The following is a 21,096-nucleotide window of genomic DNA, read 5'->3' as shown; positions in this document are numbered from 1 at the left end:
GCGGTCATGAAGCCCATTGTGGAGGTTAGGCCGAGGCGGCAACAACTAATGGTCCGCTTCGGGCGATCCGGTTCGGCGAGGCCGCTCAGGCCCAACCGCCCTAGATCTGGACTCTGCCCGTGGCTTTCCGATAGAGCTCCAAGAGGTCGCGGGCGCAGTCATCCCACGTAGGAAGGGCCGGGGGAGCGGCTTTCGGCGCGGCCGCCACAGCCAGCGCGGCGGCAGCGACCTCCCGTGGCGAGGCCTCCAGCGGGATGACGGTCGCCAGGCCGGCCTCGCCGAGTTCGGAGAGTCCGGACGTATCGGCTACCAGTGCCTTCGCGCCGGTACCGAGCGCTTCCATGACCGCGACCGGATGCGCCTCGTACGCGCTGAGCAGGCAGACTGCGTCGGCGGAGGAGACCACCCTGCCGAAGGCGCCCCGTTCCTGCGGCCCGAAACCGCGGATCGTCACCTTGTCGGCGACCCCGAGCTCACCCGCCATCTGCCGCAGTTGCGGCTCGAAGGGGCCGCTGCCGATGAGCTCCAGCCGGGCTCCGGGTGCGGTTCTGAGGATCTCCGGCATGGCCCGCAGCAGCCGGTGATGGCCCTTGTACTCCTCGAACCGCCCGATCGACACCAGCAGCGGATCGCCGTCGGGGCGGGGCGCGGAGTCGTCGACCGGCAGCGGGTCGCAGCCGTTCCTGATGAGTTGAATGCGCGATTCGGGAATCCGCAGAATCCCGGCGAACTTGCGGCGCTCGTACTCGCACACCGCCACCAGTGCAGCCGCCGACCGCAGGAGCGGTCCCAGCACCGTGAACTGCAACGGCCGCAGTGCCTCCCGCAGACCGGAGGAGTGGCCCCCGGTGTGGAAGGTCAGGATCGACGGGATGCCTGCGCGCCGGGCGGCGGCCAGCGCGGCGGGGGCGACCAGGGTGTGGATGCCCTGGACGTGGACGACGTCGTAGTCCTGGCGGGCCCGGCTGAGGTAACGGATCAGCCCGGGCGAGAAGTAGTAGTCGCGGGAACGCGGATACGACGGCCACCGCCGGACCGCATAGCCGCAGGTGGTCTCGTAGGGGGGCAGTTCGCCGGTGGTGTCGGTGGTCAGCACCGTGACATCGGCGCCCAGACCGGCGAGACGGCGGGAGACCTCGTGGACATGGGTCTCGATACCGCCCATCAGCGGCAGTGCCCGGGCCGTGACCATGGCCACCCGTGGAGCGTTCATCTACTCGGCTGGCCCCGGGCCGATGTTGCGGGCCGGTCGGGTGCGGATGTCGTGGACGTAGTCCGCGGGCGCGCCGGCGACCTCGGCGGCGTCGGACATCACTCCCAGGTAGCGCGCGGACGGCAGGCCGCCCTCCCAGGCGTCGACGACGTACAGCCACGCCAGCACGGGATCGGTTGTGGTGTCTGAGGATTCGCGTTCGATGCGACACCGGATCTTCTTGTGCAGACCCATCTCCGAGCCCTCCCAGCGATCCATGTTCGCCTCGTCGGCGGGAGTGACGTCGTAGAGCACCACGAAAACACTGGACGTGACGTCCTCGACCAGGCTGGCCAGCGCCCCCTCCCAGCCGATGTCCTCGCCGGCGAACGTCAGCCGCCAGCCGTGCAGCCAGCCGGTACCGGCCATCGGGGAGTGCGGGGCCCGCTCCAGCATCTGCTCGGGATCCATGTTGGACCCGTAGGCGGCGTAGAGAGGCACAGAGGAAGCGTAAAGGGTTTCCGGAGGGCAGGAGCGAAGCGACCCGGGATGTGATCCGGAGGGCAGGAGCGAAGCGACCCGGGAATGTAGTTTGTGGCGGTGACCCCCCCTACCCCCAAGCGGATCGTCATCGTCGGCGGCGGCCCGGCGGGCTACGAAGCCGCGCTGGTGGCCGCCGCACGGGGCAGCGAGGTCACCGTGGTGGACTCCGACGGGATCGGCGGGGCCTGCGTGCTCTACGACTGTGTGCCGTCCAAGACGTTCATCGCCTCCACCGGGGTGCGCACCGAACTGCGCCGGGCCGCGGGGCTGGGCTTCGACATCGGCATCGAGGACGCCAAGATTTCATTGCCCCAGATCAACAACCGGGTCAAGACGCTGGCCCGCTCCCAGTCGGCCGACATCGGATCCCAACTGTTGCGGGAGAAGGTCAATGTCGTCGGCGGCCGTGCCGAATTGATCGACGACGTTCCCGGCATGGCCCACCACCGGGTGAAGGTCAGCACGCCGGACGGCAAGACCGGGGTGCTCAAGGCCGATGTGGTGCTCATCGCCACCGGCGCCACGCCGCGGGTGCTGCCCGGCGCCGTGCCCGACGGCGAGCGGATCCTCAACTGGCGGCAGATCTACGACCTCACCGAACTGCCCGACCATCTGGTGATCGTCGGCTCGGGGGTGACCGGCGCCGAATTCTGCAACGCCTACACCGAACTCGGTGTGCCGGTGACGGTGGTGGCCAGCCGCGATCAGATCCTGCCGCATGAAGACAGCGACGCCGCCGCGGTCCTCGAAGAGGTGTTCGCCGAGCGCGGTGTGACGCTGGTGAAGAACGCCCGCGCCGACTCGGTGGTCCGCACTGATTCGTCCGGGGGGCCCGGAGTGCGGGTGACCATCGCCGACGGCCGCACCGTCGAGGGCAGCCACGCCCTGATGACGGTCGGTTCGGTGCCCAACACCGCCGGCCTCGGCCTGGACCGGGTCGGCATCGAACTGGGCGCCGGCGGCTACATCCCGGTGGACCGGGTGTCGCGGACGCCCGCCCCCGGCATCTACGCGGCCGGCGACTGCACCGGTCTGATGCCGCTGGCCTCGGTGGCGGCAATGCAGGGCCGCATCGCCATGTACCACGCGCTGGGCGAAGGGGTGGCGCCGATCAGGCTGCGCACCGTCGCCTCGGCTACCTTCACCCGCCCGGAGATCGCCGCGGTGGGCGTGCCGCAGACCGCCATCGACAGCGGAGCGGTGCCGGCCCGCACGCTGATGCTGCCGTTGAGCACCAACGCCCGGGCCAAGATGTCGCTGCTGCGGCGCGGTTTCGTCAAGATCTTCTGCCGGCCCGCGACCGGGGTGGTGATCGGCGGCGTGGTGGTGGCTCCGATCGCCTCGGAGCTGATCCTGCCGATCGCGTTGGCAGTGCAAAACCGCATCTCGGTGACCGATCTGGCGCAGACCCTGTCGGTGTACCCGTCGCTGTCGGGATCGGTCGTGGAAGCCGCCCGAAGGCTGATGGCTCACGACGATCTCGACTAGCCTGTGGATACTCACCGGTAACTTCCCAGGAGGGGCAGTGAACGACCCGATCCTTCGCCCGGGCAATGGCCAGACGTTCCTCGGGCCCGCACAGCGCGTCGAGGCCTGGGACCGGTTGGGCAGCGAGCAGTTCGACGTGGTGGTGATCGGCGGCGGAGTCGTCGGGGCCGGTGCGGCCCTGGACGCGGCAACCCGGGGTCTGAGCGTGGCGCTGGTCGAGGCCCGCGATTTCGCGTCGGGCACCTCCAGCCGCAGCTCGAAGATGTTCCACGGCGGGCTGCGGTACCTGGAGCAGCTGGAGTTCGGACTCGTCCGCGAGGCGCTACACGAGCGGGAACTCTCGTTGAGCACCCTGGCGCCGCACCTGGTCAAACCGCTGCCCTTCCTGTTCCCGCTGACGCACCGGGTCTGGGAGCGGCCCTACATGGCCGCCGGGATTTTCCTCTACGACCAGCTGGGCGGCTCGAAATCGGTTCCGGCGCAGAAGCATCTGACCCGCTCGGCCGCGCTGCGGCTGGCGCCGGGCCTCAAGCGCAACTCCATGATCGGCGGAATTCGCTACTACGACACCGTCGTCGACGACGCCCGGCACACCATGATGGTGGCCCGTACGGCCGCGCACTACGGCGCCGTGGTGCGCAACTCGACTCAGGTGGTGTCGCTGCTGACCGAGGGCGACCGGGTGACCGGCGTGACGGTGCGTGATTCGGAGAACGGTCAATTGACCGATGTGCGTGGGCATGTCGTGATCAACGCGACGGGGGTATGGACCGACGAGATCCAGGCCCTGTCCCGTCAGCGGGGCCGGTTCCGGGTTCGGGCGTCCAAGGGTGTGCACATCGTGGTCCCGCGCGATCGCATCGTCAGCGAAGTGGCGATCATCCTGCGCACCGAGAAGTCGGTGCTGTTCATCATCCCGTGGGGCACGCACTGGATCATCGGGACCACCGACACCGACTGGAATCTGGACCTGGCCCATCCGGCCGCCACCAAGGCCGACATCGACTACATCCTCGATCACGTGAACACGGTGCTGGTGACCCCGTTGACGCACAACGACATCGACGGGGTGTACGCCGGGCTGCGGCCGTTGCTGGCCGGGGAGAGCGAGGAGACCTCCAAGCTCTCCCGCGAGCATGCGGTGGCCTCGCCCACCCCGGGTCTGGTGGCCATCGCCGGCGGCAAGTACACCACCTACCGGGTGATGGGGGCCGACGCGGTGGACGCCGCGGCCGAGTTCGTGCCGGCGCGAGTGGCGCCGTCGATCACCGAGAAGGTCCCACTGCTGGGCGCCGACGGCTACTTCGCCCTGATCAACCAGACCGAGAGTGTGGGGGAGCAGTACGGTCTGCACCCCTACCGGGTGCGGCATCTGCTGGATCGGTACGGATCGCTGATCGGCGAGGTGCTCGGCATGGCCGAGGGCCGCCCGGACCTGCTGGAGCCGATCGCCGACGCCCCGATCTATCTGCGGCTGGAGGCGGTCTACGCGGCGGCCGCGGAAGGTGCGCTGCATCTGGAGGACATCCTGACCCGCCGGATGCGGATCTCCATCGAATACCCGCACCGCGGGGTGGACTGCGCGCGGGAGGTCGCCGAAATCGTCGCCCCGATCCTGGGCTGGACTCCCGAGGACGTCGACCGCGAGGTGTCCACCTATCAGGCCCGCGTCGAGGCGGAAGTGTTGTCCCAGAGCCAGATCGACGACGCATCAGCCGACTCGCTGCGGGCCGCCGCGCCGGAGGCGCGGGCGGAGATTCTCGAGCCGGTGCCCCTGCCCTGATGGGACATCGCAGTCGGCCGGCGGCCCCGCTGCCGGTGCGCGACGGTCTGGGGCCGACACGACTGCGACTACAGGGCGGCAACGTCGCCGAGGAGTTCGGTCGGCGCTTCGGTGCCGACGGCCGGGCGCGAGTACTCGCCGGGGAGGTGGTCGACGCCCGAGGCTCCGTGGTGGACGGCACGACCGAACTGCCGGCCGGCGCGGTGGTGTACCTCTACCGGGACCTACCCGACGAAGTGGAGGTGCCCTTCGATATCCCGATCCTGCACCGCGACAACAACATTCTTGTGGTCGACAAACCGCACTTCCTGGCCACCATGCCGAGGGGGCGTCACGTCGCCCAGACCGCACTGGTGCGGCTGCGTCGCGAACTCGGTCTGCCGGAACTGAGTCCCGCGCACCGGCTGGACCGGCTGACCGCCGGCGTGCTGCTGTTCACCGTGCGCCGTGAGGTGCGCGGTGCCTACCAGACAATGTTCGCCCGCGGTGAGGTGACCAAGACGTACCTGGCCCGCTCCAGTGTGGAGCCGGGCCTCGCTGCGCCACAGGTGATTTCCAACCGGATCGTCAAGCGGCGCGGCACCCTGCAGGCCACCGTGGAGCCGGGGGAACCCAATGCCGAGACGTTGGTCGAGCCGCTGGGAGAGGGTCGCTACCGGCTGACACCCCGGACGGGGCGCACCCATCAGTTGCGGGTGCATATGGCAGGGCTGGGCGTGCCGATCGACAACGACCCGCTCTACCCGTGCGTCGATGCCGATGAGCTGCAGAACTTTTCGCGACCGCTGATGTTGATCGCCCAACGGCTGGAGTTCCTCGAACCGGCCAATGGTTTGTTGTTACGATTTGTCTCCGGCCGAGCTCTGCACTGAGGAAAGCCGTTACTGTCAGCCCGGGCGTCATGACCACCCCCAAGGGCACCTGGTACTAAAGTCCCGGCCACACGGCCCGAGCCACCCGAACCAGGAGGGCGTCGGGCTGGCCGGCGGCTTCATCGAAGGGGTGATCCAGTTCCGCGACGGCTCACCGGACGGGCCGATCATCGCGACCGGGTTCTGCGAGATCGTCGATCTGTCCACACCGATGGCCGACGGGAACGATCCGTCGTTGGGGCCGGCCATCACCCGTACCCTGCCCGAGCGCCCGGATCTTCCGTGGCGGCCGAGCGGCCCGCGGCCCACTGCGGGGGGCTGAGCAGGGACGACACCCGTCGGCCCGGAGCGCGCCTACGCTGAATTGATGAGCGAGAAAACTCCGGACGACGACCATCAACTGGTGCTCATCGCGGCGTACTCCGATCGGGAGACCGCCCGCACCGATTTCGGCGAGGTGGAACGCCGCGCCGAACACGGGTTGGAGATACGGGCCGCCGCGTTGGTCACCAAGAACGCCGACGGTGAACCCGAAGTGCAGGAGGCCGCCAACAAGCACGGCAGGGTGGCAGCCGGGGTGGGCGCCGGACTGGGTGTCGTGTTCGGGCTCTTCGCGCCGCCGCTGGGTCTGGCGCTCGTCGTCGGCGCGGCCACCGCAGGCCTGCTTGCTGCCGTCGCCGAACATGAACTGCGGACCGGACTGCAGCACGAGGTCGGTGAGGCGCTGGAGGCGGGCACCGCCGTCATCATCGCCGCGCTCTACCCGCAGGGCCGTCAAGCCATGGAGAACACGCTGATCAATGCCAGCGCCTTCCGCGAGCTGCGCTTGAGCAACTCCACCGTCACCGAGATCGAGGCCTCCATCGCCGAGATGATGGCGGACGTCAAGACTGGCACGACGGACACCAGTAGCTGACCCGCTCGGCGTCGGATTGCCCGGCGCGTGAGATCCGGGCTCCGCACCGGCGGCACGGTTCGCCGAAGCGGCCGTACACCCACAGCCGCTGACCCGGCCGGGTGTTGCCGGTAGTGGTCCGCGACATCCGTAACCGGTTGGCCCACAGCATGTCCCGGGCTCGTGACACCAGGCGCAGCGGGTCACTGACGGTGTCCACAGCACTGGTGGGAAGCCGTCCGAACAGGAAACACAACTCGTTGCAGTAGACGTTGCCGACTCCCGCCAGCACCCGCTGGTCGAGCAGGGCGGCGGCGATCGGCCGGCCCGGGTCGGCGACCAGGTTGGCGGCGGCCGTGGCGGGGTCCCAGTCCGGGCCGAGCAGGTCCGGTCCGAGGTGGGCGACGGCATCGGCGTCCTGCACACGGTCGAGAACCTCCAACACCCCCAGATCGATCCCGGCCGCGGCGACGCTGCCCGCTTCCAGAACGATGCGGATCTTGTGGGCGGGCACGTCGCGGGGCGCCCTGTGCGTCTTCGGGTAAATCCGCCAGCTGCCATCCATCTTCAGATGCGAATGGATGCTGGCCGGTCCGACCCGGATGAACAGGTGCTTGCCGCGGCTGAGCACCTCGTCCACCGGGTGGCCGCTCAGATCGGCGGCGGCGTAACGCGGCACCCGGACATCGCAGCGGGTCAGCGTCTGGCCGACCAGTGCCTCGCGCAGGGCGGCGGCGGTGCGAAAAACAGTGTCGCCCTCGGGCATCGGTGGTTAGGGCTCCACGATCAGCACATCGAGGGTCCGGGGCCCGTGGACGCCTTCCACGCGTTCCAGTTCGATATCGCTGGTGGCGCTCGGTCCGGAGACGAAGGTCAACGGCCGCAACGGGTTCAGCGCGGCGAATCCCTGCGGCACGGTGTCGACGATCTGCCCGGCGAACACCACGCAGATGTGGTGGTCGGGGATCAGGGTCAGGGCGCGGCGGCCCTGCGCCGCCCCGCCGTCGAGCACGATGGTGCCGGTGACCGCGATACCCACGGCGCATCCGGTCACCACCGCGGCGGTCGCATCCAGGGCGGCGTTGCTCAACGGGGGATCGTCGGGCACCGTGGACAGGCCCGCCACCCAGGCCGTCGGGATGTCGCCGGGCACCGCCACGGTGGCCCCGACCGGCAGCAGGGCGGCGATGGTGCCGGCGATCTCCTCGGCACGGATGCGCAGCACCCGGGCCTGGTAGTCGGCGACGGTCTCGGCGAAGCGCGCCATGTCGGGAGCTCCCTGTAAGGCTTCCCGCGCGTAGTCGCGGGGGACGGCAACCGGGTTCGGTGGGGCGGCGGCCAGCGCGGCGCGGATGCGGCCCAGCACGACGTCTCTGGCGGTGTCGGTCATCGGCGCGCCCACCAGTGCCGGAAGCTCTCCGCGGGCGGATCCGGCAGATCCCGGCTGTTGGTCCACGGTGGGAACGTCGGCAGCAATCGAACTGCGGGAACGGCTTTTTCGGCCAGCCCGAACAGGCGCGGGGAGGCCATCACCCACTCAGCGGCTTTCATCGCCACGTCCTGAACACTCGGGATTCCGCCACGGTCGGCGTCGACGATCTCGGCGCGCAGGTGCACCAGGATCGACGGGATGTCGATGCGCACCGGGCAGGCGTCGAAACAGGCGCCGCACAACGACGAGGCATACGGCAGTGAGGCGTTGGGGTCGTCATGGCCCTGTGAACCGGTCGAGATGCCGGTCAACTGCGGGCTCAGGATCGCCCCGATCGGGCCGGGATACACCGACCCGTAGGCGTGCCCACCGGTGCGTTCGTAGACCGGGCACACGTTGAGGCAGGCGCTGCACCGGATGCAGTGCAGCGCGGCCCGGCCGACCGGGTCGGCCAGCACCCGGGTGCGGCCGTTGTCGAGCAGCACCAGATGGAACTCCTGCGGCCCGTCACCCGGGTAGATCCCGGTCCACATCGAGGTGTAGGGGTTCATCCGTTCCGCGGTGGACGAGCGCGGCAGCAGCTGCATGAACACTTCAAGGTCGGCGAAGGTGGGAATCACCTTCTCGATGCCCATCACGGTGATCAGCGTCTGCGGCAGCGTCAGGCACATCCGGCCGTTGCCTTCGGATTCCACCACCGCCAGGGTGCCGGTCTCGGCGACGCCGAAGTTGGCTCCGCTCACCGCGACCCGCGCCGAGAGGAACTTGGTGCGCAGGTAGCGGCGGGCGGCCATGGCCAGCACATGCGGATCGTCGGTCAGCTCACCGGCGTCGGGCATCCGGCGGGTGAAGATGTCGCGGATCTCAGCGCGGTTGCGGTGGATGGCGGGCACCAGGATGTGGCTGGGCCAGTCGTCGCCGAGCTGAACGATCAACTCGGCCAGGTCGGTCTCGATGGCGGCGATGCCCTGGGTCTCCAGGTGCTCGTTGAGCCCGATCTCCTGGGTGGCCATCGACTTGACCTTGACCACCTCGACGGCCCCGGTGGCGCGGATGAGGTCGGTGACGATCCGGTTGGCCTCCTCGGCGTCACGCGCCCAGTGCACCGTCCCGCCGCGCTTGGTGACGTTGCGCTCCAGTTGTTCCAGCAGTTCGGGCAGCCGGGCCAGCACATCCTGCTTGATTGTGCTGCCGGCCAGCCGCAGCTGCTCCCAGTCCGGGCATTCGGCTACTGCGGCAGCACGTTTGGTGCGGATCGAGCGGGTGGCATGGCCGACGTTGCGCCGCATCTGGGTGTCGGCCAGCGCCGTGCGGGCCGCCTTCGGGAACGGCTGTTCGCCGCGCAAATTACTCATGTCGTCCTCACGTCGAGGCCAGGATCTCGGCGAGGTGCACGGTGCGCACCGGGGAGCCGGCCCGGCTCAGGCCGCCGCCGATGTGCATCAGACAGGACGCGTCACCGGCGGTGCACACCTGCGCGCCGGTCTGCGCGATGGCGGCCATCTTGTCGTCCAGCATGGCCGCGGAGGTGTCGGCGTTCTTGATCGCGAACGTTCCGCCGAAACCGCAACAGGTTTCGGCCATCGGCAGTTCGATCAGCGTCAGGCCGCGCACCTGACGCAGCAACCGCAGTGGCTTGTCGCCCACCCGAATCATGCGCAGCGAGTGGCAGGTCGGGTGGTAGGTCACCGTGTGCGGGTAGTGCGCGCCGACGTCGCTGACGCCGAGCACGTCGACGAGAAGCTCGGACAGCTCGTAGGTGCGATCGGCGACCGCCTCGGCGCGGCCGGCCAGCGCCTCGTCCCCGGCCCGGCGGGCCACCATCGCGTGCTGATGGCGCACCGAGCCCACACAGGATCCGGACGGTGCCACGATGACGTCACATCCGGCGGCCTCGAACACCTCGACGTGGTGGCGCACCAGAGTGACGGCCTCGCGCTGATATCCGGTGTTGACGTGCATCTGGCCGCAGCAGGTCTGCCGGTCGGGGAACACCACCTGGTGGCCGAGTCGCTCCAGCAGTCGCACCGTGGCGATGGCGGCAGCGGGGAACAGCGCGTCAGCCAGACAGGTGACGAACAGCGCGATCCGCATCTAACGCATCCTCATCCCACGCGGGGTGCGGGTGAAGCCGGCGGCCAGCAGTGCAGCCACCGGGTCGGTTCCCGCGGCCTGCAGTACCGGCACCCCGTCCACTTTCTCCACCAATATGCCCGGCAACGTCCCGGCGCGGACCAAATCGGCCAGCGCCCCGGCGGCCGCGGCTCTGGCTTCGGCGTTGGGTTCGGCGGCGAAGTCCAGCAGGGAACGGCCGCCGCGTTCGAGGTACCAGACCAGCGCACCGTCGACCAGCACGACCAGCGCACCGGCCTTACGGCCCGGGCGGTGGCCGGTCTCGGAGTCGGGGCGGGTGGGCCAGGGCAGTGCGGCACCGTACGGGTTGGCGGGGTCGGCGGCTGCCAGTACCACGGTGTCGAACTCCCGCCGCCCGGCGTCGACGGCGTCGACGGCGTCGGCGTAGCCGCGCAGCCGGTCGACCGTGGACGGCAACGCGAACTGCGCGCCGCCCAGGGACTCCACGAAATAGCCGCGCTGGCAGCGCCCGGCTTCTTCCAGCGCCGTGAGCACCTTGTAGAGAGTGGCGAAGCCACCCGGCACGCCCTGCGCGCCGGCCAGTGCGGTGACGGCGTTGCGGGTGAGCACGCCGTAGCGGTTCATCAGCAGCTCGGCGGTGAAGTGTGCCCGCAGGGTGGAGTCCGGGTCGGCGGCGGGCAGGGCCGCCCACCGGCCGGCCACCGCGGGGTCGACGGGCCGGGTTTGGGCGTGCGCCACTGAGTATCGGCTCAACCGCGGCGCCCGGCGGTGCCGGTGCGCCGCTGTGGCCGGACGGCGGGTTCCGGGCCGGCGGCCTCCGGTCAGCAGCGCCCGTACCGGGGCGAAGGTGTCGCCGCTGACCCAGCCGGCCCAGACCAGTTCCCATAGGGCGGCTTTGGCGGCTTCCTCGCCGACCTCGGGGGCGAACTGCCGGAAGAAGAAGGCGCCGCGGGACTCACCGGGGCCGCCGAGGATGTCGAGGATCGCGCGGTGGGTATCGGTGAGGTCCAGTTCGGCGGGTGGGCTCAGGGTCAGCGGTGCGGTGTCGGCAGGGTGGAACACCACCCAGCCGTCGCTGCCGGAGATGGCCCCGGCCCCGGACCACAACACCTCCCCGGTGCTCAGCAGTTCGTCGAGCATCGCCGGTGAGTAGCCGCGCACGCGCGGGGCGAAAATCAGCGATTCGACCGCCGAGGCCGGCAACGGGGCGCCGGCGAGCTGCTCGATGACAGCGGCCAGGCCGTCGATCCCGGAGTTGCCGTTGCGGCCGGCTCCGATCTGCTGCCAGGCCGGCAGGAAGCGGGCGTAGGCGCACGCGCTGACCGGTTCCACCTGGGCGCGCAGGGCGGCCAGCGAGCGGCGTCGCAGGATCCGCAGCACCTCGGCGTCGCACCACTGGGCGTCCTGGCCGTTTGCGTCGCTGAACTCGCCGCGAACCAGCCTGCCGTCCAACGCCATTCGACCCAATACATCGGCGGCCACCCGGATGCCGAGGCCGAACCGGCCGGCCGCCGCCGCGGTGCCGAACGGGCCGCGGGCGCGCGCGTAACGGCCCAGCAGTTCGCCCAGCGGATCGGCCACCGACTCGGTGAAGTCCGCCGGCACCCCCACCGGGACCGCGACGCCGAGCGCGTCGCGCAGCCGGCCGATGTCCTCGACCGCCACCCACCAGGTGCGCTCGGCGTAGGAGACCTGCAGCACCCGTTTGGCGGCGCGCAGACCCTCCAACCACGCCCCGATGTCGGACGCCGTTGAGCGCTCAGCGATTTCGGCCTCGGTCAGCGGCCCGAGCAGGCGCAGCAGGTCGGCCACCCCCTCGGCGTCGCGGGCGCGCCGGTCCTCGGCGAGATGCTGCAGTTGCCGCTCGGTCGCGGCGATCACCTCGGCGTCGAGTAGTTCCCGCAGTTCCACCCGGCCGAGCAGTTCGGCCAGCAGGGCGGTGTCCAGCGACAGCGCCGCCGCGCGCCGTTCGGCCAGCGGGCTGTCACCCTCGTACATGAACGCCCCGACGTAACCGAATAGCAGCGAGGCGGCGAACGGCGACGGGGTGGGGGTCTCGACCTCGAGAAGCCGGACCCGGCGCTGAGCGATGCGGTCCATCAGGTCGGTCAGGGCGGGCACGTCGTAGACATCCTGAAGACACTCCCGCACGGCTTCCAGCACGATCGGGAAGTCGGGGTATTTCTTTGCCACATCGAGCAATTGAGCGGCGCGCTGGCGCTGGTGCCACAGCGGCGAGCGCTTACCCGGGCTGCGCCGCGGCAGCAGCAGGGCGCGGGCCGCGCATTCGCGGAACCGGGATGCGAACAGCGCCGACCCGCCCACCTCGTTGGTCACCAGCGGCTCGATCTCCTCGGCGTCGAAGACGAAGATCTCCGCGCCGGGCGGGGTGTCATCGGTGTCGGGCAGGCGCACCACGATGCCGTCATCGCTGGCGGTGGGTTTCTCGTCGATGCCGTAGCGCTCGAGCAGGCGCCGGCTAACCGCCAGCGCCAGCGGGCCGTGCACCTTGAGCCCGTATGGGGAGTGCAGGATCACCCGCCAGTCGCCGAGTTCGTCGCGAAACCGCTCCACCACCAGTGTGCTGTCGCTGGGAACCGCGTTGGTGGCCTCCCGCTGATCGGACAGTAGCCGCCACAGGTTGTCGGCGGCGAATGCGTCCAGACCGATTCCGGCACAACGGGTGTCGAACGCTGCCCGGTCCAGCCCGGCCAGCTCGCCGGTGAACCGACCGATCGCGGCACCGAGTTCGGCGGGGCGGCCCGCGGCGTCGCCCCGCCAGAACGGCAGCTTCGCCGGCTGGCCCGGCGCGGGCACCACCAGCACCCGGTCATGGGTGATCTCGGTGATCCGCCAGCTGGTGGCGCCCAGGGCGATGACATCGCCGGGCCGGGACTCGTACACCATCTCTTCGTCGAGCTCACCCACCCGCGAGGGCTTTTCACTGTCAGTCGCCAGATACACCGTGAACAGACCGCGGTCCGGGATGGCGCCCCCGGAGGTGACGGCCAGCCGTTGCGCGCCAGGCCGCCCGGTGAGGATGCCGGTATCGCGGTCGTAGACCAGCCGGGGTCGCAGTTCGGCGAAGTCGGTCGACGGGTACTTGCCGCTCAGCAGGTCCAGGGTGGCCTCGAAGGCGCTGCGCGGCAGGGTGGCGAACGGCGCGCTGCGGCGCACGGTGTCGAACCACTCCTCGACACTCAGTGGCTCCAGGGCGCAGGCCGCCACCGTGTGCTGGGCCAGCACATCCAGCGGGTTGGCCGGCACCCGCATGGATTCGATGGCACCCTCGCGCATCCGCTGCACGCTCACCGCGCAGCCGATCAGATCGGTGCGGTGCTTGGGTAGCAGCACGCCCTGGGAGATTTCGCCGACCTGGTGGCCGGCCCGGCCGACCCGTTGCAGACCGGAGGCCACCGACGGCGGGGCCTCCACCTGGATCACCAGGTCCACCGCGCCCATGTCGATGCCCAGTTCCAGGCTGGAGGTGGCCACCACCGCCCGCAGCCGCCCGGTCTTCAGATCGTCCTCGACCGCGGCGCGCTGTTCCTTGGACACCGAACCGTGGTGGGCGCGCGCCAACTGTTGCTCGTCACCGGACCGCTCGGCGTGAATCTCGTTGATGCGCGCGGTGATCCGCTCTGCCAATCGCCGGGAATTGGCGAAGACGATGGTGGAGGTGTGTGTCTGGATCAGGTCGACGATGCGGGCCTCGACGTCGGGCCAGATGGTGTTGTTCTCCAGGTTCGTCATATCGGGCACGGGAACCTGCACGGCGAGGTCGAAGGTCTTGGCCGCCGGCGGGTCGACGATCCGTGTCGGCCTACCGCCGGGGCCGCCGGTCAGAAAGCGGGCCACCTCCTCCGGCGGGCGCACCGTCGCCGACAGTCCGATCCGCTGCGCCGGGGATTCCAGCAGCGAGTCGAGGCGCTCGAGCGAAAGTGCCAGGTGCGCGCCGCGTTTGGTGCCCGCGACGGCATGCACCTCGTCGACGATCACGCATCTCACCCCGGACAGGGTCTCGCGGGCGGCCGAGGTCAGCATCAGGAACAGTGACTCAGGCGTAGTGATGAGGATGTCCGGCGGGTTGACGATCAGCTGACGGCGGGCTTGCGGCGGGGTGTCGCCGGACCGGACGCCGACGGTGATCTGCGGCACCGGCAGGCCGTCCCGCTCGGCGATCCGGGAGATCCCGGTCAGCGGCGTGCGCAGGTTGCGTTCGACGTCGATGGCCAGCGCCTTGAGCGGGGAGATGTAGAGCACCCGGGTGCCTGCCCCGGTGCTGTCCACATCCGGGTCGGCCAGCCGGTCGATGGCCCACAGGAAGGCCGCCAGCGTCTTGCCCGACCCGGTCGGCGCGATCACCAGGGTGTGGTCGCCGTCGGCAATCGCGTTCCACGCCTCGGCCTGGGCCAGCGTGGGCTCGGCGAAGGTGCCCGTGAACCAGCGCCGGGTCAGCGGCGAGAACCGGTCCAGCGGGTCGGGGGCCACCTCACCAGAGTGCCAGCCTGGCGGCCCTCACCGCGAACGTGCCGTGTTGCTACGCCGACACGCCACGCGGCGCGGGACACGCATGCACCTCGCAGGCAGACCCCGGCACGGACGCGCGCCATAAACAGCGGGAGCATCCCCTGCTCGCTCAGGACGGCGGCTGACAAGCCTGAAGATGCTTACGGACTCGTTCGGCGAACTGTGGCGCACCCGCCTTTTCGAGCTGCCTGCACAAGTTGAAGTAGCCACCTTGTTTCGTCCAATAGTTCAGCTGGTCCCTGATTTACTAGAAAAAGGAAATCGGCCCTCGACCCACAGGGCCGAATTCGACCGCATACCCGTGGGGGTATATAGTGAGTTGAAATCAGTCCAAAAGTTGGAGGTCATCATGACGACACTAGAGACGACCACGCCGAACGTCGGCATGCCTCGCATCGGCGATCCGGCCCCGTCCTTTACCGCGGTGAGCACTCAGGGGCCGATCAACTTCCCAGCCGACTATTCGGGCAAGTGGGTGATTTTCTTCTCCCACCCAGCCGACTTCACCCCGGTATGCACCAGCGAGTTCGTCACCTTCGCCTCAATGCAGAACGACTTTGCGGACTACAACACCGAGCTGCTCGGACTCTCGGTCGACGGCCTCTACAGCCACATCGCCTGGCTGCGCACCATCAAGGAGAGGATCTCCTTCCGTGGGATGACGGACGTTGAGGTGACCTTCCCGCTGATCGAGGACATTTCGATGGACATCGCCCGCAAGTACGGGATGATCATGCCCGGCGAGGACTCCACCAAAGCGGTGCGCGCCGTCTTCGTCATCGACCCCAAAAGCGTTGTGCGTGCCGTCATTTACTACCCGCTAAGTACCGGCCGCAACTTCGACGAGTTGCTGCGCCTGATCAAAGCGCTGCAGACAGCGGACCACTACGACGTCGCGACCCCGGCCGACTGGCAGCCGGGTGAGCCGGTGATCGTGCCTCCCGCCGGGTCCTGCGGAACCGCCAAGGACCGCATGGAAGGCCACGACGACGGTGTGGAGTGCGAGGACTGGTTCTTCTGCACCAAAGCGATCCCCGCCGAACAGATCGAATCGGCGATTCGGCTGAAGGGGATGTGACGCATGGGGCGGCCCCAGCCGGCAACTAAAGGATCGGCTCGGTGGACCCGCTCGCCAGACCTACTGTGGATATCACCAATTGAATACTCAACTGACAACTTCTCGGGGGCACCGTGTCACAACATCACCATCACCAGGGACTCATCGTCGGCGTCGATGGTTCAGCGTCCTCTACGGAAGCGGTGCAGTGGGCGGCGCGGGACGCAGAGATGCGCAACGTGGCACTGAAGATCGTCCACGTTGTCGCACCCATCGTCACAGGTGCTGCCCAGGGCTGGTCGGGCGTCCCGATACCGGCCGACTACGCCCAACTCCAGGAAGAGCAGGCAGCCCAGGCCATCGAGCAGGCGCACTCGGCCGCCGTCGCGGCCGCCCCGTCGCACGCAGACCTCATCAGCAGCGAGGTACTCCATGAGCAGACGGTGCCGGCCTTGGTCGAATTGTCCAAGCACGCCGAAATGCTCGTGGTGGGCTGTCGCGGTCATGGCGGGGTCACGCAGGTCCTGCTCGGCTCGGTCAGCGCAGGGGCGGCCCACCATGCGCACTGCCCGGTCGCCGTCATCCATCACGACGAGCCGGCGACGACACCCTCTCCAGACGCTCCGGTGGTCGTCGGCATCGACGGCTCACCCACCTCAGAGTTGGCAGCGGAAATCGCTTTCGACGAAGCTTCCCGACGTGGTGTCGACCTAGTGGCCTTGCACGCCTGGAGCGATATGAATTCCGCGGGCATAGCGCGCGTCGGCTGGGCCCCCATCGAGTGGCGCAACATCAAAGTGCAAGAGGAAGAACTACTCGCCGAGCGTCTGTGCGGATGGACCGACCGCTATCCCGACGTTGTCGTCCACAAGGACGTGGTGTGCGACCAGCCCGCACCGAGGCTGCTCAAACAAGCCGCAAAGGCCCAGCTGGTGGTGGTCGGCAGCCACGGCCGCGGCGGATTCCCCGGCATGCTGCTGGGCTCGGTCAGCGCCGCCGTCGTCAACGCCGCCCGGATTCCGGTGATCATCGCCCGCACGCCGCGCAACGACTGAAGCCGCGACGGCCTCAGTCCTCAAGAAGGCTGCGTAGCATCCAGGCCGTCTTCTCGTGAATCTGCATGCGTTGCGTGAGCAGGTAGCGGTCGGCTCGTCGTGCGCTGCCCGGCAACCAGATCACGGATCATCTCGGTGGCACTCTTGACTCCCGGGGACTCCGCGATGCTGGTCAACCTGGAGAACTCGGCGTAGCTGCCGGGTGCCTTGGCGCCCAGCGCCCTGATGCGCTCGGCGATGAGATCGAGATCGATGCTCTGATCGATGCGAATCTGGCACCAGCTTCGCCGCCAGTTCGTCGGGAATCCAGCGGTGAATGCCGTGGGGCTTAGTCGGTGATCTCCGCGAAGTCGATCCACAGATGCCGCGGCCCGCGGAACACCTGGTTGTGCCGGTAGGGCGGCGGGTCGGCGACAAGGCGGGGGGACTTGACCCGGCGCAGGAACACTTCCAGCGCCAGGTTGATCTCCAGCCGGGCCAACGGGCCGCCGAAGCACGTGTGGATGCCGCTGCCGAACCCGAGGTGTTCGTTGTCCTGGCGCATCGGGTCGAACCGGTCGGGCTCGGGGAACCGGCGCGGGTCCCGGTTGGCGGCGGCGAAAGCCAGGAAGATCGCCGACCCGGCCGGAATTCGGGTGCCGCCGACCTCGATGTCGGTCATCGCCCAGCGGCTGACGGCGAACTGGACCGCGCCCTGCAGCCGTTGCACCTCTTCGACAGCGCGGGGAACCAGGTCACGGTTGTCGCGCAACAGGTCCCACGAGCCCGGGTTGCGCAGCAGCGTCATCACCGCGTTGGTGATCGTGTTCACGGTGGTGTCGTGGCCGGCGATCATCAGCAGCAGGGCGTTGGCCTTGGCCACCCGCGCCGACACCGGGCCGTCCGGACCGTCGTCGTGCAACGCCGCCGACAGCAGGCCCGGGCCCGGCTCGCGAATCAATCGCTCCACCAGACCGTCGAGCCAGGCGGCCAAGTCGGCCGAACTCAGATTGGCCTTCTCGATCGCGGCCTTTCCCTCCGGGGTGTCGCGCTCCGGGCCGACGTCGGCGGCCTGCATGAAATCGTTCACCCAGGCGTGGAATTTCGGTTCGTCCTCGATCGGCGCGCCCATCACCCGGAAGATCACCGACACCGGGATCGGGTAGGAGAAGTCCTCGACGACGTCCATGCGATGCGAGCCGCTGTCCTTGGCTCTCTTGGCCGCCGCATCCAGCAGCTCGTTGGCCTTGTCGACGACGAACCCTTCCATGCTGGGGATCAGGTCCGGCGTGTGCGGCGGGCCGAAGTGCCGCATGAACTGCCGCCGCATGACGTCGTGCTCGGGCGGGTCGGTGACCAGCATGCTCCAGTTGCGGTTCTGGGCGGCCTCGGCCGGGTCCAGCTGGACAACCTTCTCGCCGAAGAATCCCGACGGGCTGCGGCTGACATCGACACTGATCCGCGGATCATGAGCCAGCGCAAGAACTTCCGGGTAGCCGGTCACGACGTAGGTCTTGTCGGAGACCTTGGCCACCGGGGTCCTGCGGAGCTCCTCGTAGAACGGGTACGGGTTGGGCCGGTTGGCGAACTTCATCGCCTCGGCCCATGCGTGTGCGGGATCCATCGTTCTCCTGCTCCTCGGCTAGTGGCTGCGGGGCCGGAACTCGGCGCGGCGGTCGGTCGGGTCGTGTCCGGTGAGCACCACGTCGGGATTACCGGCGGGCTCGCGCGGGTCCGGGAAGCGGGCCGGCATCACCTCGGATTCAGTGGGCTGGTCGTAACCGGGCGGGGGCGGCGGGAACGGCGCTGAGCGCTCGATCAACTCGGCGTAGTACGGCAGCCACTTGCCGTGGTTGAAGGTGACCGCGCCGACGATCCGGCCGTTCTTGCCGTAGGCGGCGGCGAACCGGCGGTCCTCCGGAGAGCCCTGCGTAAAGACGATCTCGTCGCCGAACGAGCACACCCCGACGCTTTTAATGTTGACCCCGAACTGGCCGGACCAGAACGACGGCAGCGGCAGGTGCGGCCGGCGGCCCACCTCGAGATTGAGCATGTTGTTGGCGGCCACCTCGGCGCCGGACACCGCGTTGTCCCAGTGTTCCAGGGCCAGGTACTGGTAGCCGTAGAGCACATGCGGTGCGCGGGCGATATCGCCGGCGACGAAGATGTGATCGGTCACCACGCCGTTGATGTCGTACGCGCGGCAACCGGCGTCGCAGCCGACACCCCATTGTCCGGTGGCCAGGCCGGCGCCGTCGAGCCACTCCACGTTGCGCACCGACCCGAGCGACGGGATCACCACGTCGACGTCGAGTACGGTGCCGTCGGACAGCGTTGCCTGTCGCACATGGCCGGAGGCATCACCGGTCAAAGCTGTGACCGAAACACCAGTACGTAGATCGACTCCGGCGTCGCGCATCATGCCCGCGGCGATATCGCTGATGACCCCACCCAGAGCGCCCTTGAGCGGACCGCTGCCCCGTTCGGTCACCGTCACCGGCAGATCCAGATCCCGGCAGACCGAGGCGATCTCGGACCCGACGAAACCGGACCCGACGGTCAGCACCCGCCGCGGCCGGGCAGCCAGGGCGGCCTGCAGTCCGGCTGCGTCCTCGACGGTGCGGACGGTGAACACGCCCTGCAGCGCGGCCTCTTGCGCGTTGGGCCAGGGCCGGGCGCGGGTGCCGGTGGCGATCAGCAGTCGGTCGTAGCTGACCTCCTCGCCGTTGCCCAGTTTCACGAGGTGATTGATCCGGTCCAGGCCCACCGCGGCGACGCCCAGCTTCCAGTCGGCGTCCACCCGGCGCAACCGAGGCAGTTTGGTGTGGTCGGCGGGCACCCAGCCCTTGAGCACCTGTTTGGACAGCGGCGGGCGGTCGTAGGGTTCGTGCGGCTCGTCGCCGATGATGGTCAGCGAACCCTCGAAACCCTTCTCGCGCAAGGCTTCCGCCGCGCGCAGCCCGGCCAGTGAGGCGCCGACGATGACGATGCGGCCCTCGGTGCGGAACTTCTTGACGATCTTCTCGAAGGAGTACTTCTTCTTGCTCACTTGGTATCCCGGTCGGCCGGTGGATCCAGTTCCGCAATGATGGCCTGCACCGGGCAGGACGCCACCGCGCGCAGCACCTGCTGCCGCTGGGAATCGTCGGGGTTGGGATCGTAGGCGAGCGCTTCCTCGCCGACGAGCTTGAGTACCTCCGGCGCCAGTGGCACGCACTGCGCGTAACCCTGGCACTTATTGAGATCGACCACCAGACGCATGGTCAACGACACTAGCGACCGCCATAATCGGCCGCATGGTGAACATCGATCCGACCATCCGCCCGTTCCGGATCGAGGTACCCGAGGCAGACCTCGCCGACCTCCGGCAGCGCCTGGCCCGCACCCGGTGGCCGGACCCGGAGTGTGTGGACGATTGGAGCCAAGGCGTCCCGTTGGCCTATGTCCAGGACCTGGCGCGGTACTGGGCCAGCGGTTATGACTGGCGCGCCTGCGAGGCTCGGCTGAACGCCTTCGACCAGTTCGTCACCGACATCGACGGACTGGACATCCATTTCATTCACCAGCGCAGCGCCAATCCGGATGCGCTGCCGCTGCTGATCACCCACGGCTGGCCCGGATCGGTGCTGGAGTTCGCCAAAGTCATCGGGCTGCTCACCGAGGACTTCCATGTGGTCTGTCCCTCGCTGCCGGGCTATGGATTCTCCGGCAAACCCACCCGGGCGGGCTGGACGATCGAACGCATCGCGCTGGCATGGGACACGTTGATGGACAGGCTCGGCTACGACCGGTACGGCGCGCAGGGCGGTGACTGGGGATCGGCGGTGACCACCCGCATCGGTCAGAACGGGCGGGGCTGCATCGCCATTCACCTCAACATGCCGGTGGCTGTTCCGTCGGGTCCGATGGACAACCCGACGCCGGCCGAAGTGGCGGCACTGGAAGCCTTCGCCCACTACGAGAAGTGGGATTCGGGCTATTCCAAACAACAGGCGACGCGCCCGCAGACCCTCGGCTACGGACTGGCGGATTCGCCGGTGGGCCAGCTGGCGTGGATCGTGGAGAAGTTCTGGGCCTGGACCGACTGCGACGGGCATCCCGAGAACGCGCTGAGCCGCGACGAGATGCTCGATGACGTGACGCTGTACTGGCTGACCAACACCGCCGCCTCCTCGG

General features: G+C 68.9%; 18 protein-coding genes. 8 read left to right on the top strand and 10 right to left on the bottom strand.

The features are described 5' to 3' along the window. Nucleotides 1–100: 100 nt before the first annotated feature. Together ADBZ6I_RS06780 and ADBZ6I_RS06775 are read right to left on the bottom strand one after the other, a co-directional pair. Entirely contained in the window at nucleotides 101–1,213 is a 1,113-nt protein-coding gene (locus ADBZ6I_RS06780) for a glycosyltransferase family 4 protein (protein ID WP_526382155.1), read from the bottom strand. Then, complete coding sequence (locus tag ADBZ6I_RS06775; protein WP_526382153.1) at nucleotides 1,214–1,693, bottom strand: gamma-glutamylcyclotransferase family protein; 480 nt, start codon at nucleotides 1,691–1,693, stop codon at nucleotides 1,214–1,216. A 99-nt stretch (nucleotides 1,694–1,792) separates the two neighbouring features. Here ADBZ6I_RS06775 and ADBZ6I_RS06770 point away from each other — a divergent pair, with 99 nt between their 5' ends. The 5 genes from ADBZ6I_RS06770 to ADBZ6I_RS06750 all read left to right on the top strand — a co-directional run bounded on the left by ADBZ6I_RS06770 (nucleotide 1,793) and on the right by ADBZ6I_RS06750 (nucleotide 6,794). After that, the gene (locus ADBZ6I_RS06770) at nucleotides 1,793–3,223 is read left to right on the top strand and encodes an NAD(P)H-quinone dehydrogenase (protein WP_526382151.1); all 1,431 of its coding nucleotides are present in this window, start codon (nucleotides 1,793–1,795) and stop codon (nucleotides 3,221–3,223) included. Nucleotides 3,224–3,260: 37 nt separating this feature from the next. Beyond that, complete coding sequence (locus ADBZ6I_RS06765; protein ID WP_526382149.1) at nucleotides 3,261–5,006, top strand: glycerol-3-phosphate dehydrogenase/oxidase; 1,746 nt, start codon at nucleotides 3,261–3,263, stop codon at nucleotides 5,004–5,006. Beyond that, nucleotides 5,006–5,878, top strand: coding sequence for a pseudouridine synthase (locus tag ADBZ6I_RS06760; RefSeq protein WP_526382147.1), 873 nt, complete (start codon nucleotides 5,006–5,008; stop codon nucleotides 5,876–5,878). The genes ADBZ6I_RS06765 and ADBZ6I_RS06760 overlap by 1 nt, the downstream gene beginning before the upstream one ends. A gap of 130 nt (nucleotides 5,879–6,008) precedes the next feature. Continuing rightward, nucleotides 6,009–6,200 (top strand): hypothetical protein, encoded by a 192-nt coding sequence (locus tag ADBZ6I_RS06755; protein WP_526382145.1) that lies wholly within the window; start codon nucleotides 6,009–6,011, stop codon nucleotides 6,198–6,200. 45 nt (nucleotides 6,201–6,245) lie between these two features. Next, the gene (locus ADBZ6I_RS06750; protein WP_526382143.1) at nucleotides 6,246–6,794 is read left to right on the top strand and encodes a sulfatase; all 549 of its coding nucleotides are present in this window, start codon (nucleotides 6,246–6,248) and stop codon (nucleotides 6,792–6,794) included. Here ADBZ6I_RS06750 and nei2 read toward each other — a convergent pair. The 5 genes from nei2 to ADBZ6I_RS06725 are packed head-to-tail and all read right to left on the bottom strand — an operon-like array spanning nucleotide 6,763 to nucleotide 14,790. After that, nucleotides 6,763–7,539 carry an endonuclease VIII Nei2 gene (nei2, locus tag ADBZ6I_RS06745; protein ID WP_526382141.1) on the bottom strand — a complete coding sequence of 259 codons (777 nt, stop codon included), beginning with the start codon at nucleotides 7,537–7,539 and terminating at the stop codon, nucleotides 6,763–6,765. The genes ADBZ6I_RS06750 and nei2 overlap by 32 nt on opposite strands. A 6-nt stretch (nucleotides 7,540–7,545) precedes the next feature. Then, the gene (locus ADBZ6I_RS06740; RefSeq protein ID WP_526382139.1) at nucleotides 7,546–8,163 is read right to left on the bottom strand and encodes a LutC/YkgG family protein; all 618 of its coding nucleotides are present in this window, start codon (nucleotides 8,161–8,163) and stop codon (nucleotides 7,546–7,548) included. Beyond that, nucleotides 8,160–9,560 (bottom strand): LutB/LldF family L-lactate oxidation iron-sulfur protein, encoded by a 1,401-nt coding sequence (locus ADBZ6I_RS06735; protein WP_526382137.1) that lies wholly within the window; start codon nucleotides 9,558–9,560, stop codon nucleotides 8,160–8,162. Before ADBZ6I_RS06735 ends, ADBZ6I_RS06740 begins: the two co-directional genes overlap by 4 nt. A 7-nt stretch (nucleotides 9,561–9,567) precedes the next feature. Beyond that, nucleotides 9,568–10,299, bottom strand: coding sequence for a (Fe-S)-binding protein (locus tag ADBZ6I_RS06730; protein ID WP_526382135.1), 732 nt, complete (start codon nucleotides 10,297–10,299; stop codon nucleotides 9,568–9,570). Beyond that, nucleotides 10,300–14,790 (bottom strand): DEAD/DEAH box helicase, encoded by a 4,491-nt coding sequence (locus ADBZ6I_RS06725; RefSeq protein ID WP_526382133.1) that lies wholly within the window; start codon nucleotides 14,788–14,790, stop codon nucleotides 10,300–10,302. It abuts the gene before it with no gap. A 388-nt stretch (nucleotides 14,791–15,178) separates the two neighbouring features. Here ADBZ6I_RS06725 and ADBZ6I_RS06720 point away from each other — a divergent pair, with 388 nt between their 5' ends. Together ADBZ6I_RS06720 and ADBZ6I_RS06715 are read left to right on the top strand one after the other, a co-directional pair. Then, entirely contained in the window at nucleotides 15,179–15,907 is a 729-nt protein-coding gene (locus ADBZ6I_RS06720; protein WP_526382131.1) for a peroxiredoxin, read from the top strand. A gap of 113 nt (nucleotides 15,908–16,020) precedes the next feature. Beyond that, nucleotides 16,021–16,941: a universal stress protein gene (locus tag ADBZ6I_RS06715; RefSeq protein ID WP_526382129.1), complete on the top strand. Its 921-nt coding sequence runs from the start codon at nucleotides 16,021–16,023 to the stop codon at nucleotides 16,939–16,941. A 328-nt stretch (nucleotides 16,942–17,269) separates the two neighbouring features. Here ADBZ6I_RS06715 and ADBZ6I_RS06710 read toward each other — a convergent pair whose 3' ends face one another. From ADBZ6I_RS06710 to ADBZ6I_RS06700, 3 genes are read right to left on the bottom strand one after another with little or no spacing between them, the layout of a single operon-like run. Continuing rightward, on the bottom strand, nucleotides 17,270–18,544 hold the full coding sequence (locus ADBZ6I_RS06710; RefSeq protein ID WP_526382127.1) for a cytochrome P450: 1,275 nt from the start codon (nucleotides 18,542–18,544) through the stop codon (nucleotides 17,270–17,272). Nucleotides 18,545–18,562: 18 nt separating this feature from the next. Further along, nucleotides 18,563–19,969: an NAD(P)/FAD-dependent oxidoreductase gene (locus ADBZ6I_RS06705; RefSeq protein ID WP_526382125.1), complete on the bottom strand. Its 1,407-nt coding sequence runs from the start codon at nucleotides 19,967–19,969 to the stop codon at nucleotides 18,563–18,565. Beyond that, a complete protein-coding gene (locus ADBZ6I_RS06700; protein ID WP_526382123.1) occupies nucleotides 19,966–20,181 on the bottom strand; it encodes a ferredoxin in 216 nt (71 codons plus the stop codon). Before ADBZ6I_RS06700 ends, ADBZ6I_RS06705 begins: the two co-directional genes overlap by 4 nt. A gap of 56 nt (nucleotides 20,182–20,237) precedes the next feature. Between ADBZ6I_RS06700 and ADBZ6I_RS06695 the strand changes: the two genes are divergently transcribed. Then, nucleotides 20,238–21,096: alpha/beta fold hydrolase (locus ADBZ6I_RS06695; protein ID WP_526382157.1), on the top strand; the 859-nt coding region annotated here is incomplete at its 3' end.

Source organism: Mycobacterium sp. (assembly GCF_044342925.1).
Taxonomy (GTDB): Bacteria; Actinomycetota; Actinomycetes; order Mycobacteriales; family Mycobacteriaceae; genus Mycobacterium.
This window is presented reverse-complemented; position numbering and strand designations above follow the sequence as displayed.